The 15,404-nt window shown below is 73.6% G+C and carries 16 protein-coding genes and 1 pseudogene; 8 read left to right on the top strand and 9 right to left on the bottom strand.

What is annotated here, in order from left to right:
- The first annotated feature begins 87 nt into the window (after positions 1–87).
- The 3 genes and pseudogenes from AB0873_RS28105 (at position 88) to AB0873_RS28115 (ending at position 3,237) form a co-directional block, all read left to right on the top strand.
- On the top strand, positions 88–1,128 hold the full coding sequence (locus tag AB0873_RS28105) for an iron ABC transporter permease (protein WP_366603428.1): 1,041 nt from the start codon (positions 88–90) through the stop codon (positions 1,126–1,128).
- A gap of 67 nt (positions 1,129–1,195) precedes the next feature.
- Positions 1,196–1,957: pseudogene (locus AB0873_RS28110) on the top strand (ABC transporter ATP-binding protein); the annotation flags it as partial.
- A gap of 335 nt (positions 1,958–2,292) precedes the next feature.
- Positions 2,293–3,237 carry an iron-siderophore ABC transporter substrate-binding protein gene (locus AB0873_RS28115; protein WP_366603429.1) on the top strand — a complete coding sequence of 315 codons (945 nt, stop codon included), beginning with the start codon at positions 2,293–2,295 and terminating at the stop codon, positions 3,235–3,237.
- A gap of 305 nt (positions 3,238–3,542) precedes the next feature.
- On the opposite strand, the gene AB0873_RS28120 is transcribed toward AB0873_RS28115, so the two are convergent.
- The 3 genes from AB0873_RS28120 to trmB form a co-directional block, all read right to left on the bottom strand.
- A complete protein-coding gene (locus AB0873_RS28120; protein ID WP_366603431.1) occupies positions 3,543–4,190 on the bottom strand; it encodes a hypothetical protein in 648 nt (215 codons plus the stop codon).
- A gap of 118 nt (positions 4,191–4,308) precedes the next feature.
- On the bottom strand, positions 4,309–6,813 hold the full coding sequence (locus AB0873_RS28125; protein ID WP_366603433.1) for a DUF3516 domain-containing protein: 2,505 nt from the start codon (positions 6,811–6,813) through the stop codon (positions 4,309–4,311).
- A 108-nt stretch (positions 6,814–6,921) separates the two neighbouring features.
- The gene (gene trmB / locus AB0873_RS28130; protein WP_366603434.1) at positions 6,922–7,623 is read right to left on the bottom strand and encodes a tRNA (guanosine(46)-N7)-methyltransferase TrmB; all 702 of its coding nucleotides are present in this window, start codon (positions 7,621–7,623) and stop codon (positions 6,922–6,924) included.
- A 125-nt stretch (positions 7,624–7,748) separates the two neighbouring features.
- Between trmB and AB0873_RS28135 the strand changes: the two genes are divergently transcribed.
- Positions 7,749–8,411: a hypothetical protein gene (locus AB0873_RS28135; protein WP_366603435.1), complete on the top strand. Its 663-nt coding sequence runs from the start codon at positions 7,749–7,751 to the stop codon at positions 8,409–8,411.
- Between the two features lie 8 nt (positions 8,412–8,419).
- Positions 8,420–9,076, top strand: coding sequence for a class F sortase (locus AB0873_RS28140; protein ID WP_366603437.1), 657 nt, complete (start codon positions 8,420–8,422; stop codon positions 9,074–9,076).
- Positions 9,077–9,174: 98 nt separating this feature from the next.
- On the opposite strand, the gene AB0873_RS28145 is transcribed toward AB0873_RS28140, so the two are convergent.
- Positions 9,175–9,438, bottom strand: a complete 264-nt coding sequence (locus tag AB0873_RS28145; protein ID WP_366603439.1) for a YciI family protein — start codon at positions 9,436–9,438, stop codon at positions 9,175–9,177.
- A 100-nt stretch (positions 9,439–9,538) separates the two neighbouring features.
- Between AB0873_RS28145 and AB0873_RS28150 the strand changes: the two genes are divergently transcribed.
- A complete protein-coding gene (locus tag AB0873_RS28150) occupies positions 9,539–10,207 on the top strand; it encodes a Crp/Fnr family transcriptional regulator (RefSeq protein ID WP_366603440.1) in 669 nt (222 codons plus the stop codon).
- Between the two features lie 6 nt (positions 10,208–10,213).
- Here AB0873_RS28150 and AB0873_RS28155 read toward each other — a convergent pair whose 3' ends face one another.
- The 3 genes from AB0873_RS28155 to AB0873_RS28165 form a co-directional block, all read right to left on the bottom strand.
- Positions 10,214–10,528 carry an antibiotic biosynthesis monooxygenase gene (locus tag AB0873_RS28155; RefSeq protein ID WP_366603441.1) on the bottom strand — a complete coding sequence of 105 codons (315 nt, stop codon included), beginning with the start codon at positions 10,526–10,528 and terminating at the stop codon, positions 10,214–10,216.
- Positions 10,529–10,615: 87 nt separating this feature from the next.
- The gene (locus tag AB0873_RS28160) at positions 10,616–11,413 is read right to left on the bottom strand and encodes an exodeoxyribonuclease III (protein WP_155332900.1); all 798 of its coding nucleotides are present in this window, start codon (positions 11,411–11,413) and stop codon (positions 10,616–10,618) included.
- A gap of 178 nt (positions 11,414–11,591) precedes the next feature.
- A complete protein-coding gene (locus tag AB0873_RS28165; protein WP_366603442.1) occupies positions 11,592–12,512 on the bottom strand; it encodes a PAC2 family protein in 921 nt (306 codons plus the stop codon).
- Positions 12,513–12,821: 309 nt separating this feature from the next.
- On the opposite strand from AB0873_RS28165, the gene AB0873_RS28170 reads away from it, so the two are divergent.
- Together AB0873_RS28170 and AB0873_RS28175 are read left to right on the top strand one after the other, a co-directional pair.
- The gene (locus AB0873_RS28170) at positions 12,822–12,965 is read left to right on the top strand and encodes a hypothetical protein (RefSeq protein ID WP_196255697.1); all 144 of its coding nucleotides are present in this window, start codon (positions 12,822–12,824) and stop codon (positions 12,963–12,965) included.
- 41 nt (positions 12,966–13,006) lie between these two features.
- A complete protein-coding gene (locus AB0873_RS28175) occupies positions 13,007–13,741 on the top strand; it encodes an EcsC family protein (RefSeq protein ID WP_366603444.1) in 735 nt (244 codons plus the stop codon).
- A gap of 12 nt (positions 13,742–13,753) precedes the next feature.
- Here AB0873_RS28175 and AB0873_RS28180 read toward each other — a convergent pair whose 3' ends face one another.
- Positions 13,754–14,602: a GDSL-type esterase/lipase family protein gene (locus AB0873_RS28180; RefSeq protein WP_155332897.1), complete on the bottom strand. Its 849-nt coding sequence runs from the start codon at positions 14,600–14,602 to the stop codon at positions 13,754–13,756.
- 110 nt (positions 14,603–14,712) lie between these two features.
- Positions 14,713–15,318 carry an antibiotic biosynthesis monooxygenase gene (locus AB0873_RS28185; RefSeq protein WP_366603445.1) on the bottom strand — a complete coding sequence of 202 codons (606 nt, stop codon included), beginning with the start codon at positions 15,316–15,318 and terminating at the stop codon, positions 14,713–14,715.
- Positions 15,319–15,404: the final 86 nt, after the last annotated feature.

Here is a 15,404-nt window from a genome sequence, read left to right on the forward strand (position 1 = left end):
CTCAAAGATCGAGCGAGCTGGGCGATGGCCCGACGGTCACCGGTGCACTCGAACCAACATCAGCTCGAGTGAGACAAGGGTGCACCAATGAGCGCCAGCGTGCTGCCCGGGCGGTCACTCCTGAAGGCCGGGCCGGTCAGCGTGCAGATCCGCCGCCGGGCGGTGCTCGTCGCCGCCGTGCTCGTCGTGCTGCTGCTCGCCGCCGCCGTGGTCAGCCTGTCCGTCGGCACCCCGTTCGTCGCCGCTCCGGACGTGCTCAGGGCGATCTCCGGCGCCGGCACCCCGTACGACCTGGTGGTCCTCGACCTGCGGCTGCCCCGGCTGGTGCTCGCGGCCGTGGCCGGCGCGGCGTTCGGGGTGGCCGGCACGCTGATCCAGAGCGTGGCCCGCAACCCACTGGCGAGCCCGGACGTCATCGGCATCACCCAGGGCGCCGGCCTCGCGGCCACGGTGGCCCTGACCAGCGGCGCCGCCGCCGTCCTGGTGGCGCCGAGCGCCCTGGTCGGCGGGCTGGTCGCCGCCGGCCTGCTGCTGGTGCTCGGCGCCCGGCACGGGCTGGCCGCCCAGCGCTTCGTGCTCGCCGGCGTGGCGGTGGCGTTCGCGCTGCGGGCGCTCACCGAGGTGGTCCTGCTCACCGCCGACCCGATCGACGGGCTGCGGGCGCAGATCTGGCTGATCGGCACCCTCGCCGGCAAGGGCTGGACGGAGACGGTGTGGATCACCGCCACGCTGGTCGCGCTCCTGCCGGTGCTGGCCTGGGCCGGGTGGGCGCTCAACAGCAGCGCCCTGGACGACGACACCGCCCGCGGCATCGGGCTGCGGCCGGTGGCCCGGCGGCTCGGGCTGGCCGGCACCGGCGTGCTGGTCGCCGCGATGGTCACCGCCCAGGTCGGCGCCGTCGACTTCGTCGCGCTGGTCGCCCCGCAACTGGCCCGCCGCCTGGTCCGCGCCGAGCGCCCGCCGCTGGTGTGCGCCGCGCTGCTGGGCGCGCTGCTGCTGGTGCTCGCCGACCTGGTCGGCCGGCGGCTGTTCGCGCCCACCCAGTTGCCGGCCGGGGTGCTGACCGCCGCCATCGGCGGCCCGTACCTCATGTTCCTGCTGCTGCGCGGCCGACGGAGGTCGTCGTGAACGTGCCGGCTGTCACTGCTGTCACGAATGCCGGAAAGTCGCTCGCCGCCCCTCGGAAGGAGGTCTGATGCTCTCCACCCGCGACCTGGTCGCCGGCTACGACGAGCGGACCGTGCTGGACGGGCTCGACCTCGACCTGCCCCGCGACGCGTTCACCGTGATCGTCGGACCGAACGCCTGCGGCAAGTCGACGCTGCTCCGCACGATGGCCCGCCTGCTCACGCCGCGCCGAGGAACGGTACTGCTCGACGGGGCCGCCATCCGGGACCTGCCGACCCGCGAGGTCGCGCGCCGGCTCGGGGTCCTGCCGCAGAGCCCGCTGGTGCCCGAGGGGGTGACGGTCGCCGACCTGGTGGGCCGGGGCCGGCAGCCGTACCAGCGGTGGTGGCGGCAGTGGTCCGCGGAGGACCGGGAGGCGGTGGACCGGGCGATGGCCCTCGCCGACATCGCCGGTCTGGCCGACCGGCCGGTCGACACCCTCTCCGGCGGGCAGCGCCAGCGGGTCTGGATCGCGATGACGCTCGCCCAGGACACCGAGGCGCTGCTGCTCGACGAGCCGACCACCTTCCTCGACCTCGCGCACCAGGTCGAGGTGCTGGACCTGCTGCACCGGCTACGCGCCGAGGGGGGCCGGACGGTCGTCGCCGTGCTGCACGACCTCAACCAGGCCGCCCGGTACGCCGACCACCTGATCGCCATGCGCTCGGGCGCCGTCGTCGCGGCCGGACCGCCCCGGGACATCCTCACCGCCGACCTGGTCCGCGACGTCTTCGGCCTCGACTGCGTCGTCGTGCCCTGCCCGGTGACCGGCGCCCCGCTGGTGGTGCCCGGCCTCAGCAGCCCGTCCCTGGCGCCGCTGCCCGGCACCGACTTGGCTCCCGGCACCGGCTCGGCTGACGGCACCGGCTCGGCTGACGGCACCGGCGTGGCTTTCGGTTCCGGCGCCGACTCGGCCACCGGTAGCAGCCAGGACGCCGGCGCCGCCCCGTCCGCCGGCGCCGAGCCGGCCTCCGGCACGGCCCCTGAACCGATCACCACGGCTCGTGCCGGTGACCGGTCGACCTCCGACCACCCCACCGTGGCGGGCGCCGCCCCGGCAGCCCGCCCCTCCGCCGACGACGCGGCCACCTCGCGCGTCGGCTCGTACCCCTCGAAAGGACACTGATGCGTCGTCTCGCCGCCGCCCTCACCGCGGCGCTCGCCCTCGGCGTCGGTCTCACCGCCTGCGGTGAGAGCGACCCGGTCGCCGGCACCGCCACCGCGGAGACCCGGGAGATCACCCACGCGATGGGCACCACCAAGGTGCCCGCCGAGCCCAAGCGTGTCGTCGTGCTCGACACCGACAAGATCGACACTGCCCTGTCGCTCGGCGTCACGCCGGTCGGGGCCGCCACCGCCGGTCAGGCGAAGAGCTGGCCGACCTACTTCGGCGAGGAGAAGCTCGCCGGCATCAAGGAGGTCGGGGTGCTCACCGAGCCCGACCTGGAGGCGATCACCGCCCTGAAGCCGGACCTGATCCTCGGCAGCAAGTTCCGCCAGGAGAAGTTCTACGACGAGCTGGCCGCGATCGCGCCGACCGTCTTCACCGAGAAGGTCGGCATCACCTGGAAGGAGAACTTCCTTCTCGACGGCAAGGCGCTCGGCAAGGAGCAGCAGGCTCGTGACCTGCTCACGACGTACGAGACCCGGGCCAAGGAGTTCGGCGCCAAGCTCGGCGACGCCGCCACCCGCAAGGTCTCCATCGTCCGCTTCATGCCGACCGAGATCCGGGTGTACGGGCCGGACTCGTTCTCCGGCATCGTCATCGGTGACACCGGCCTCGGTCGTCCGGAGCGGCAGCAGCTCACCGGCAAGGAGGACCGGCGGATGGACCGGGTGAGCCCGGAGCGGATCGGGGAGGTCGACGGTGACGTCATCTTCGTGACCGCGTACGGCGAGAAGGCCGCCGCGGAGCAGGCCAAGGTGACCGGCGGCGCCCTGTGGAAGGGCCTGCCCGCGGTCAAGGCCGGCAAGGCGCACGTCGTCTCCGACGAGATCTGGATGACCGGCATCGGCGTCGGTGCCGCCAACAAGATCATCGACGACCTGGCGAAGTACCTGGCGGCCTGACCGGCCGCCCGTCGCCTCAAGATCCGCGCAACTTCACCGACGATGCTGCCTCGCGTACGACCGAGGCAGCATCTTCCCCGAAGTTGCGCGGATCTTGTGCTTCCCTCACCGCACCGCCCGCGCGTGCGGATGGCGAGGCGGGCGTCGGCGTGGACGTCCTTGAAGAGGGGCCGCCAAGCGCTGCCGCGCAACTCTGCCCCTGTGGATGACCCTGGCTCAAGCCGAACAGCTTCGGGGAAGATGCTGCCTCGACGGTCGAGGAGGCCGCATCTTCCCCGATCTTGCGCGGATCTTGTCCGACCGGGTCAGGCGGCGGTGGTCCAGAGGGACTGGAAGGCGGCGGCTTCGCCGGCCAGCCAGCGTTCGATCTCGTCCGGCTTCGCCGCCGGCGGCATGTGGTGCGCCGTTCCACGGCGGACGTCGACCAGGACCGGCTCGGCGTGCGGCAGCACCGCGTCCATGTGGCGGGCCATCAGGTGCAGCGTGGCGAGCACGGCGTCGTCGCTGGGCGGGGCCTCGTCGAAGTGCAGGCGGACCGCCTCGGCGCGACCGTCGGAGTGCCGTACGCCGAAGTGCGGGTTGATCTTGACGGGCAGGTCGCCCAGGAGGGCGAGCGCGTCCCGGGTCTGCGCCAGGTCGACGGACCTCGGCTCACCCAGGGAGTGCAGCCAGGCGGTCGCTCCCGGCACGAGTGCCTGGTAGAGGGGGCGCCACCGGAACTTGACGGACTCGGCCACCTGTTCGAGATGGGTGCCCCCGGTGTGGAAGGCGATGTCGGCCTTGAGTGCCTTGACGAACTGGCCGTGCGGGTTGAAGCCGGACCGGCTCGCCCGCTGCTTGCGCAGGCCACCGACGAAGGTGGCCTTGGTCGGGCCGGTGCGGTCGACGTACCTGGTGAAGCCGAGGAGCGTGGCGTAGGGGGTGAGCGGGGTGGCGGAGGTGGGCGCGGTCACGAGCATCCTCCCAGGTCAGCAGCTCGATTAGTACATACATTCTAATCGACGGGGGTGACATCGCCCAGGGAACGAAAAGGGCCGCCCGGACATCCCGGGCGGCCCGCGTACGCGAAATCTAGAGCTGTCCCACCGCGGTGATCCGGACGACCGCGGCGCCCGCCTCGTCGGAGGCCGCGAGGTCCACCTCGGCGCTGATGCCCCAGTCGTGGTCACCCTCGGGGTCGTCGAGGATCTGCCGCACCGTCCACGTCGAGCGGCCCTGCTCGATCATCAGCAGCGCCGGCCCGCGCGCGTCCGGCCCGACCCCGATCGAGTCGTACGCCTCGAAGTACGGCTCCAGCGCGTCCGCCCACGCGTCGGCGTCCCAGCCGTCCCCGGCGTCGAGCTCCCCGAGGAGATCCCACCGGCGCAGGGCGGCCAGCTCCACCCGGCGGAACAGGGCGTTGCGCACCAGCACCCGGAACGCCCGCAGGTTGCGGGTCACCGCCGCCGGCCGGTCGTCCAGCGCCGCGGCGACCTCCTCGACGTCGGACGGGTTGCGCAGCCGCTCCCACTCGTCGATGAGGCTGGAGTCGACCTGGCGGACCAGCTCGCCCAGCCACTCGATGAGGTCACCCAGCTCCTCGGTCCGGGCGTCCTCGGGAACGGTCTGCCGCAGCGCCTTGTACGCGTCGGCGAGGTACCGCAACACCAGGCCCTCGGAGCGGGACAGCCCGTAGAACTGGACGTACTCGGTGAAGGTCATCGCCCGCTCGTACATGTCCCGAACGACGGACTTGGGGGACAGCTGGTGGTCGGCGACCCAGGGATGGCCCTGCCGGTACATCTCGTACGCGCCCTCCAGCAGTTCGGCGAGCGGCTTTGGCCAGGTCACCTCGTCGAGCAGTTCGAGGCGGGCCTCGTACTCGATGCCCTCGGCCTTCATCGCGGCGACCGCCTCGCCGCGGGCCTTGAACTGCTGCGCGGAGAGCACCTGGCGGGGGTCGTCGAGGATCGACTCGATCACGCTGACGACGTCCAACGCGTAGGACGGGGACTCACGGTCGAGCAGCTCGACGGCCGCGAGGGCGAGCGGCGACAGGGGCTGGTTGAGCGCGAAGTCGAGCTGGAGGTCGACGGTGAGCCGGACCCGCCGCCCGGCCTCGTCCGGCTCGGGCAGTTCCTCGACCACGCCACCGGCGCGCAGGGCCCGGTAGATGGCGATGGCCCGGCGGATGTGCCGCCGCTGGGCGGCCCGGTCCTCGTGGTTGTCGGTGAGCAGGTGCCGCATCGCCGCGAACGCGTCGCCGGGCCGGCCGATGACGTTGAGCAGCATCGAGTGGCTGACCTGGAAGCTGGAGGTCAGCGGCTCGGGCTCGGCCTCGACCAGGCGCTGGAACGTCGGTTCGCCCCAGCCGATCGAGCCCTCCGGCGGCTTCTTCTTGACCACCTTGCGGCGCTTCTTCGGGTCGTCGCCCGCCTTGGCGAGGGCCTTCTCGTTCTCGATGACGTGCTCGGGCGCCTGGACGACCACCCGGCCGAGGGTGTCGAAGCCGGCCCGCCCGGCGCGGCCGGCGATCTGGTGGAATTCGCGGGCCTTGAGCAGCCGGGTCCGTACCCCGTCGTACTTCGACAGGCCGGTGAACAGCACGGTGCGGATCGGCACGTTGATGCCGACACCGAGGGTGTCCGTCCCGCAGATGACCTTGAGCAGGCCGGCCTGGGCGAGCGTCTCGACGAGGCGGCGGTACTTGGGCAGCATGCCCGCGTGGTGCACGCCGATGCCGTGCCGCACCAGCCGGGACAGGGTCCTGCCGAAGCCGGAGGTGAACCGGAAGTTCCCGATCGCCGTCGCGATCATGTCCTTCTCGGCGCGGGTGCAGACGTTCACGCTCATCAGCGCCTGTGCGCGTTCCAGCGCGGCGGCCTGGGTGAAGTGCACGACGTACACCGGGGCCTGCTTGGTCTCCAGCAGCTCCTCCAGTGTCTCGTGCAGCGGCGTCATCGCGTACGAGAAGAGGAGCGGGACCGGCCGCTCGGCCGAGCGGACGACGGCGGTCGGCCGGCCGGTGCGCCGGGTCAGGTCGTCGACGAATCGGGTGGTGTCGCCGAGCGTCGCGGACATCAGCACGAACTGCGCCTGCGGCAGCTCGATCAGCGGCACCTGCCACGCCCAGCCGCGGTCCGGCTCGCTGTAGAAGTGGAACTCGTCCATGATCACCTGGCCGACGTCGGCGCGGGTGCCCTCGCGCAGCGCCAGGTTGGCCAGGATCTCCGCCGTGCAGCAGATCACCGGGGCGTCCGGGTTGACGCTGGCGTCGCCGGTGAGCATGCCGACGTTGTCGGCGCCGAACACCTCGCAGAGGGCGAAGAACTTCTCCGACACCAGGGCCTTGATCGGGGCGGTGTAGAAGGTCGTCCGGTCGTCGGCCAGGGCGGCGAAGTGCGCCGCGATCGCGACCAGGCTCTTCCCGGAGCCGGTCGGCGTGTTCATGATCACGTTAGCGCCGGAGACGATCTCGATGACCGCCTCCTCCTGGTGGGGGTAGAGGTCGAGGCCGCGCTCCTTCGCCCAGCCGGCGAACGCGTCGTAGAGGGTGTCGGGGTCGGCGCTGGCCGGCAGCGCGGCGGTGAGTGTCATGGCGCGTCCATGGTGCCTGGATCATGGCGTCGCGCGCCAACCGGGGCCAGCCGGGTGTTAACAGGGGGCCCTTCCACCTCGCCAGGCGTTAATAAGGGGCCCTTCCTTTCACCGGCGGCGGTAGACCAGGTCGGCGATGGGGCGGCCGGCGGTCAGGGCGCGGCGTTCGAACTTCGTCACCGGCCGGTGCGCGGGGCGCGGGGCGAACCCGTCGTGGGTGTTCGCCAGCCCCGGGTCGGCGTCCAGCGTCTCCCGCATCGCCTCGGCGTACTCGGCCCAGTCCGTCGCGCAGTGCAGCGTCCCGCCGGGGACGAGCCGGGAGCGGAGCAGCGCCACGTGGGCCGGCTGGATGATCCGCCGCTTGTGGTGCCGCGACTTCGGCCACGGGTCCGGGAAGAAGACGTGCACCGCGTCCAGCGATGCGTCGGGCAGGCCGCTGACCAGGTCCAACGCGTCGCCCCGGGCCACCCGGACGTTGCCCAGCCCGTGCCGTTCCACCAGGTCGAGGAGGTTGGCGATTCCGGGCGTGTGCACCTCGACCGCCAGATAGTCTCGATCCGGGTCGGCGGCGGCCATCGCCGCGGTGGTGTCGCCCATCCCGGAACCGATCTCCAGCACCAGCGGGGCCCGCCGGGGGAACAGGTGGGCCGGGTCCACCGGAGTGCCGGGCACGTCCGGGACGGCCAGGCCGTGGACCGGCCAGAGCCGCTCCAGCGCCGCGGTCTGGCGGGCGGTCATCCGGCCGCGACGCGGGTGGAAGGTGCGGACGCTCCGCGCGGCGGCGGTGGCGGAAAAGTCGGTGGCGGTCACAGCGATCCGAGCGTACGCGAGGACCGCGCCGCACCGGATGTGATGTACGACGGGGGGATGAGAGGATCCACCCGTACGGCAGGCCGGGCGTCTGTGGTGCCCGGCCGCTGCGCCGGGAGGGGGTTGTGGTGACGGTGACCCGCGGTGGCCTCGCGCTCTCGATCGCGGCTGCGATCGCCGGCCCGCTCCTCGCTGCGGCGCCCGCCGCCGCGATCCTGCTGCCCGCCGCCGCTCCGCGGTCTGCCATCAACGTGGTCGGCGCCACGCTTCCCGACGGCCGCCCGCGCACCGGCCCGTCGGCCGCCGAGCCGGTTGCCGCGCGCGTCGTGCCGGTCGCGGCGCCGGCGCCCTCCGGCGCCCCGCAGCCGCAGCCGCCGACCGTCTTCGTCGAGGTGAGCCCGAGCACCGTCCAGCCGGGCTTCCTGGTCGGCATCCGGGCGAGCTGCCGGAACAACACCGTCCCGGCGATCGTCTGGTCCGACGCGTTCGGTCGCGTTCAGGTGCAGCCGCAGCACGGGCTGCTGACCGCCGCTCCGATGGTGCGGGAGCGCACCCGGCCCGGCAACTACCGGGTCAAGCTGGAGTGCCCGGACGGCGAGTCCGCGTCGACCATGCTCCAGGTCGTGAAGTCGGTCCGGCCGAGTCGGGGCCCGGCCACCGGGTTCGGCGGAGCCGCCGGTGACGCGGCCGGCGGCCTGCTGCTGCCGGGCGGCATCGCGGCGACCGTGACCGGTCTGGTGGTGTGGATCATGGCCACCCGTCGGCCCCGCGGCGCCGTCCGACGCTGACCGGGATCATGGCCAACTCCCGCGCCTCGACTCCGGCCAGATCCTCGGGCCGGAACCCCTGGTCGATCCCGCTGGCGGTGGTGCTGGTGCTGGTCGGCGTCTTCGCGACCGGCGCCGGCCTCGGTCGGACGGTCGGCCCGCTCGACTGGGCCACCTCGGCGTCCGCCGACCGGCCGCCGCGCAACGAAAGGGCCGGCCTGGCCGAGAGCCGTCCGGTCCGCCTCGCCGTCCCCGCCATCCAGGTATCCGCGCCGGTCGAGCCGGTCGGCCAGGCGCGGGACGGCTCGATCGCCGTACCGCCGCTGGAGCGGGCCGAGGAGACCGGCTGGTACGACCGGGGCCCGACGCCGGGGGAGCCGGGCTGGTCGGTCATCGTCGGTCACGTCGACACCAGGCGCGGCCCGTCGGTCTTCTACAACCTCTACAAGCTGAAGACGGGGGACATGATCGAGGTGACCCGCGCCGACGGCTCGGTCGTGGTGTTCCGGGTCGACTCGGTGGAGCACTTCCCGAAGGACCAGCTCCCCGCCGATCGGGTCTACCGGGACGACGGCCCGCCCGGCCTGCGTCTGATCACCTGCGGCGGCGACTGGGTGGGTGGCCGCACGGGCTACGCCGACAACGTCATCGCCTTCGCCACGATGACCACCTCCCGCGCCTCCTGACCCAGGGCGGGTCAGGCTCCCCGGGGGCGTGGCGTGGGCGGCGCGGGAGGGGCCGGCGGCCCAAGCCTGGTACGCCTCCTCCAACAAGCCGTAACTGGTCAATCCGCCCCGACCACCGGTCGCCACGGGCGGAGCGACGCGACCGTCACCCCAGGGGTGGTGTAGTAGGGGTCGGTCGCCATGATCTCCCGTACGGCCGCCTCGTCGCCGCGGAAGACGAGCAGCGCGCCCGAGTCGTCCAGCCAGGGTCCGGCCGCCGTCAGGTGCCCCGCCGCGTGCAGTTGGGCGAGTCGCTCGCGGTGCGCCGGGCGGGCGGCGAGCCGGCGTTCGTCGTCGGTGAAGGTGAGTTCCAGTACGACCATGCGGCCACGCTAGGTGCGCCCCGCGCCCGTCCGCTGTATCCCGGGATACGCCCGTCGGTCCGCCCTCGCCGGGTGGGCGCCACCGCGTGATACTTGCCGCGTGGTTGACCACGAACTCGCGGCGGTGCCGTTCTTCGCGCTGCTGGACGAGGGGCGCCGGGCGCGGATCGCCCGGCGTCACCCGCTCCGGCAGGTGCCCGCCGGGCAGGTCGTCGCGCGATACGGGGAGCCGGCCAGCAGCCTGATCGTGCTCGAGCGCGGTACGGTGACCGCCGGGTATCACACGGCGGACGGGTCGCCGGTGCGGTACGGCACGGTCACCGGCCCCCGCCTGGTCGACAAGGCATCCGTGCTGGACGGCGGTACGCACACCGCGACCTGGACCACCGCGGACGCCTGCCGGATCCGGCTGGTGCCGGCCCGGGTGCTCCGCGAACTGCTGCACGAGCTGCCGGCCGTGCGGGAGCACGTGCTGCGGCAGATCTCTGCCCAGGTGAACCGCGACCGGCGGGCAAGGATCCGCGCCGCCGCCCCCCGACCGGTCGCCCGGGTCGCGGACTGGCTCGCCGAAGCCGTGACCGGCCCGACCCACCGGATCCAGTTGCCCGGCGGCCAGCAGGGGCTGGGCGAGGAACTGGGCCTGTCCCGGGTGACGGTCAACCGTGCCCTGCGGGTGCTGGCCGAGGCTGGTGCCGTACGTACCGAGCCCGGTGCCGTCGTGGTGCTCGACGCGCGTCGGCTCGCGGCGGCGGGGGCCGGGGCGCGGTAGGGGTACTCAGCCCTTGCCGGCGACCTGCTGGACCACCTCGAACTCGAGCAGTGTGGCCCCGGTGGCGACCGGCTTGCGCGCCTCGCTGCCCCCGGCGTGCGCGGCCCGGGACGGCCCCTGCGCCCACGCCTGGTACGCCTCCTCGCTCTCCCACCGCGTGTAGACGAAGTACCGGTTCTCGCCGGCGACGGGGCGCAGCAGCTCGAAGCCGAGGAAGCCGGGGGAGTTCTCCACCGTGCCGGCCCGGGCGGCGAAGCGCTTCTCCAGCTCCTCGCCGGCTCCCGGCGGGACGTCGATCGCGTTGATCTTCACGACTGCCATGGCTCCACCCTAGCCACACCGGCTGACGCCGCTGCGCGGACGCCGTCGGCTGCGCGCCGGCCGGGACGGCGCCCGCGGCCGGGCGGGTCAGAACGACTCGACGGCCGGGACCAGGTCGGCGTCGACGACGATCGGGGCGTGGTCGGAGGGGCCCTTGCCCTTGCGGGCCTCCCGGTCCACGTACGCCGAGCGGACCGCGCGCGCGAACGGCGCCGAGGCGTACACCAGGTCGATCCGCATGCCCTTGTTCTGGTGGAACATCCCGGCCCGGTAGTCCCAGTAGGTGAACGGGTGGGGGCCCTTCATCGGGGTCGGCACCACGTCCGAGAGGCCCAGGTCCCGCAGGGCCGCCAGGGCGGCCCGCTCGGCCGGCGTGACGTGGGTGGAGTGGGTGAACAGCGCCGGGTCCCACACGTCCGCGTCGGTGGGGGCGACGTTGTAGTCACCGCAGACCGCCACCGGCAGCGCCCCGGTCAGCTCGACCTCGAGCGCGTCCCGCAGGGCCGCGAGCCAGGCCAGCTTGTACGCGTAGTGCGGGTCCTCCGGCGTGCGGCCGTTGGGGACGTACACCGACCAGACCCGCAGCCCGTCGCAGGTGGCGGAGAGGGCACGGGCCTCCGGGTCGGGGAAGCCGGGCTCGCCGGGGAACCCGACGGTCACGTCGGCCAGGCCGACCCGGGACAGGATGGCGACACCGTTCCACCGGCCGTCGCTGTGGCTGGCCGCCGTGTAGCCCAGGTCGCCGACCTCGGCCACCGGGAACGCCCCGTCCGGGCACTTCGTCTCCTGGAGGCAGACGACGTCGGGCTTCGTGCCGGCCAGCCAGTCGAGCAGGCGGGGCAGGCGGGCCTTCACGGAGTTGACGTTCCACGTCGCCAGGCGCATGCCTCCAGCCTGCCTGATCCGCCGCCGGCCCGCCGCCCGGCCGGGCGCGTGTCGCGGGCCGGGGCCGCGTGGGCGGCCGGCCGGGGCGTGTGGGCGGCCGGGCGGCGGGCCGGGGCGTGTGGGCGGCCGAGCGGCGGGCCGGGGCGGCAGGTGTTAAGAAGGGGCCCTTCCTTGCACCTCAGCTGCCGGGGCCGTCGTTGGGGCGGGACTGCTCGGCCAGGAAGCGTTCCAGTTCGGCGCCGAGCTCGTCGGCGGTCGGCAGGGAGCCGGGCTCGGGGGCGAGCAGGTTCTTCTCGCCGCGACCGCGGGCGAACGCGTCGTACTGCTCCTCGAGGGCCTGGACCAGCGCGGCGGCGTCCTCGGTCTGGGCGACCTGCCGGTCGATCTCGACCCGGACCACCTCGGCGGCGGCCCGCAGGCCGTCGCGGGGCAGGAGCAGCCCGGTGCTGCGGGAGACCGAGGCGAGGAGCACCTCGGCGGCCGCCGGGTACTCGGTCTGGGCCACGTAGTGCGGCACGTGCGCGGCGAAGCCGAGCGCGTCGCGGCCCTGCTCGCCGAGCCGGTACTCCAGCAGGTGGCCCACGCTGCCCGGCACCTGCACCCGTTGGAGCCACGGCTCGTAGCCGGCGATGAGGTCGCGTCGGGTGGCGTGCGCGGTGACACCGGTGGGGCGGGTGTGGGGGACCGCCATCGGAATGGCGTTCAGGCCGACCGTCAGCCGGACGTCCAGCCGCGCGGCGAGCCCGGCCACGGCGGCCACGAACCGCTCCCACTGCAGGTCCGGCTCGGGGCCGGTGAGCAGTAGGAACGGGGTCTCGTCGTCGTCGTGGAGCAGGTGCAGCTCCAGCGCCGGGGCGTCGTACGACTCCCAGTGGTCCTCGACGAAGGTCATCACCGGCCGGCGTGAGCGGTAGTCGAAGAGCTGGTCCAGGTCGAACCGGGCGATCGGCCGCGCGTCGAGCGACGTGAGCAGTTGCTCGCGGGCGAGCCGGGTGGCGTTGCCGGCGTCGACGAAGCCGGACAGCGCCTGGATCAGGACCGGCTGACCGAGGTCGGGCAGATCGTCGGCGAGTTCGTAGAGCTCGTGTGGGTCGAGCACCGGTGCGGACCTCCCTGGGACGTGCGTACGGGTGGCCGCTCGCGGACGGCACCCGGTTGGGGGAACGTACCCGCCATCGTGATGCATTCCTCCGTACCCCTCCCGGGTTGCCGCCTGGCGGCCGTCCACGGCCCGGATGGCGACCGGATGGCGGACGCGGGTATCCGCCGAACGGACGAGGTGGTGATCATTGCCGGTCCGGACGGTACGCTCCCGCCACAGTGGACGGTTCTCGGTGTGGCAACCGGGGTACAGACGTTGTCGCTGCGCGGTACACATGTATACAGGCAGCACGACGAGGAGGACGAGATGTCTCTCATGCAGCGGATCAGCACGTTCCTGCGCTCGCCCAAGGGGCAGCAGTTGATCGACCGTGGCCGCCGGGAGCTGGCCAAGCCGTCCACGCAGCAGAAGCTGAAGGGCCTCGCCGCCAAGCTCCAGCACCGCCGCTGACCCACGACGTCCCACCTCAGGCAACCCCTCGGGAGACCCTCGTGACCGATGCCGTGCCCACCGACGGCCAGCCCGTCGCCCTCCCGCCGCAGCCGCCCGCGGCCCCGACCCCGCCGCCCGCCGGGCTCTGGGACCGGATGCGGGCGGACCCGCAGTACGCCCCGGAGCACCTCGCCCTGGAGGCGGTACGCCGGCTCGGCCCGGAGGCGGCGCAGTGGGCGGAGCGGGCCCGGGCCGAGCAGCCCGGGGTGTCCGCCGAGGTGCTGGCCGAGCAGGCGGTCCGCAAGTTCGTCAACCACGCACGGCTATCCGGCGCGGTCTCCGGTGCGGCCGGGCTGCCCGGTGCGGTGATCGACGTGGGCGTGCTGGCCTGGACGCAGGCCCGGATGGTGCTGCACGTCGCCGCCGCGTACGGCGTGGACGCCGCCCACCCCGACCGGGCCACCGACCTGCTGGTGCTGCAGAAGGTGCACAAGGTGGCCCAGAGTGCCCGCCTGGCGCTCGGCGTGGCCGCCGGCCGGGAACGCGCCGGGGCGCTGTTCGGGTCCGGCGGGCAGGCCCCGCTCGGCCGCGTGATGCTGCGGCTCGGCGTCCGGCTGGCCCAGATGGCCGGGGTGCGGGCGGCGAAGCGGATGTTCGCGAAGGTGGTGCCGGGCGCGGCCATCATCCTCGGCACCTGGGCCAACTCCTCCGCCACCAAGGACCTCGCGGCGCGGTCGCGCGCCCTGTACCGGCAGCACGGCGGCGGTGGGCTGCCGGAACAGCGTCAGGGGTGAGCCCGGCCGCCCTCAGGTCGCCCGCCCCCACGCCCGCCAGGTGACCTCGGCCAGCTTGTCCTGCCCGGCGGCGTTGGGGTGGAACCAGTCCAGCGGGTTCACCAGGTCGAGGTTGAACCGCACCCGGTGGGCGGCCCCGCCGTCGTACCGGCAGCGGGAGCCGTACGCCTTGCAGGCGGCGGCGAGCTGCGCGTTGTAGTCGGCGATCCGCTCCCGCACGGCGGCCCGCCGGGCGCGGTCCAGTGGGTCGGTCGAGGTGGGGTTCGCCAGCAGCGCGGGGCAGATCCCCCGGCGCCAGGCCCGTACGGCCCGCTCGTCGGTGTGCCCGACCTCCCACAGCCGGTACAGGTCGGGGAGGCTCACCACCAGCACCCGCGCCTTGGGTCGCTCGCTGCGCAGCACCCGCAGCCCCCGGTCGATGTCGGCGCGGAAGCGCTTCACCGGGGTCATCGCCTCCACACCGCCCCGGCAGACGTCGTTCGCGCCGATGAGCACGGTCACCCGGTCCGGCTTGTCCCGGGCCGCCCGTTCGGCCTGCCCGGCCAGCGCCTCGGCCCGTGCGCCCGGCCGCGCGTGGTTGTACGCCCGGCCGCGCAGCGCCGGCTCCTGGTCGAGCAGCCGGCGGTAGTGGCTGTCCACCCGCAGGCTGTCCCCGGTCGACCAGGAGTTGCGCTGGCACGAGGTGAGCACCAGGCAGGAGCCGAAACCGGTGGTGATCGAGTCGCCGAGGGCCGCGATCCCGCCCGCGCCGGGGGCCGCGGACCCGCGGGTGGGGCGAGGTGCCGCCTCGCCTCCTTCCTCGCAGGCGAGTGCGGCCAGCGCGAGCAGGCAGGCGACGGCGGTGACCCAACGTCGAGGCATGACTTCCCCAGTCCGCCAAGCAGAGAGCGACAGCGCGGTAACTCTATGCGTGGTCCGCTGGGGTCATCCGATGGTGTCGGGTATGCGGCAGAGCGCTGCCGCCGTCCCGCTCAGCGTGGTATGCGCCGGGGTGCCCGCTGCCCGTGCAGCCACCAGCCGAGCGCCCGGGTGATCCGCGGCAGCACCAGGTACGTCATCAGCGGCGTCAACGTCAAGGTCATGATCAGTACGCGTACCGCCAGCGGGACACCCGGGATGAACGAGCTGGTCAGCAGCGTCGCGGTGAGGCTGAGCGGAAAGAACGCCAACCAGATCGTGACCGCCTGCTTCCAGCGCGGCGGCGACGGCGGGGGGACGGTCGGCTCCGCGCTCACCGGCTCGACGACGTGCTCCCGCGGCGGCTCGAACCAGCCCTCGATCCCCGTTCGCCGTTCGACCCGGGTGTGCTCGACGATGCCCTGCGCGGAAGCCAGCCACCAGTGCCGCTGCGGCGACTCCTCCCAGCGGCGCAGCGTCTCGTGGTCGGCGAACCGGTAGAGCATGTGCCACTCGCCGGACCCGGGCGCGCTCCGGACCCATCCGGCGCCGAGGAAGCCGGGAAACGCCTCGGCGAGCGCGGTACCGGCGCGCATCCACGCCACCATCTCGTCGGTGCGGGCGGGGTCGGTGCGTCGCGCGACCGCGACGGTCACCGGCATCGCGTGGGTCATGGTCATGCCCTCCATGCTCCCTGCCGTCGCCCGGGCCGGCCCGGTCACGAGGGGGTGGTGTAACGCAACCCACGAGGCCGGTGACGGGGCCC

This window comes from Micromonospora sp. NPDC047707 (genome assembly GCF_040704235.1).
In the GTDB taxonomy this organism is placed as follows: Bacteria; Actinomycetota; Actinomycetes; order Mycobacteriales; family Micromonosporaceae; genus Micromonospora.

What these genes read in the sequence shown, in the direction of transcription:
- AB0873_RS28105 (WP_366603428.1), top strand. Translation starts at nt 88, where the DNA reads ATGAGCGCCAGCGTGCTGCCCGGGCGGTCACTCCTGAAGGCCGGGCCG.
- AB0873_RS28115 (WP_366603429.1), top strand. Translation starts at nt 2,293, where the DNA reads ATGCGTCGTCTCGCCGCCGCCCTCACCGCGGCGCTCGCCCTCGGCGTC.
- AB0873_RS28125 (WP_366603433.1), bottom strand. Translation starts at nt 6,813, where the DNA reads ATGACACTCACCGCCGCGCTGCCGGCCAGCGCCGACCCCGACACCCTC.
- AB0873_RS28140 (WP_366603437.1), top strand. Translation starts at nt 8,420, where the DNA reads ATGGCCAACTCCCGCGCCTCGACTCCGGCCAGATCCTCGGGCCGGAAC.
- AB0873_RS28145 (WP_366603439.1), bottom strand. Translation starts at nt 9,438, where the DNA reads ATGGTCGTACTGGAACTCACCTTCACCGACGACGAACGCCGGCTCGCC.
- AB0873_RS28155 (WP_366603441.1), bottom strand. Translation starts at nt 10,528, where the DNA reads ATGGCAGTCGTGAAGATCAACGCGATCGACGTCCCGCCGGGAGCCGGC.
- AB0873_RS28160 (WP_155332900.1), bottom strand. Translation starts at nt 11,413, where the DNA reads ATGCGCCTGGCGACGTGGAACGTCAACTCCGTGAAGGCCCGCCTGCCC.
- AB0873_RS28170 (WP_196255697.1), top strand. Translation starts at nt 12,822, where the DNA reads ATGTCTCTCATGCAGCGGATCAGCACGTTCCTGCGCTCGCCCAAGGGG.
- AB0873_RS28180 (WP_155332897.1), bottom strand. Translation starts at nt 14,602, where the DNA reads ATGCCTCGACGTTGGGTCACCGCCGTCGCCTGCCTGCTCGCGCTGGCC.
- AB0873_RS28185 (WP_366603445.1), bottom strand. Translation starts at nt 15,318, where the DNA reads ATGACCATGACCCACGCGATGCCGGTGACCGTCGCGGTCGCGCGACGC.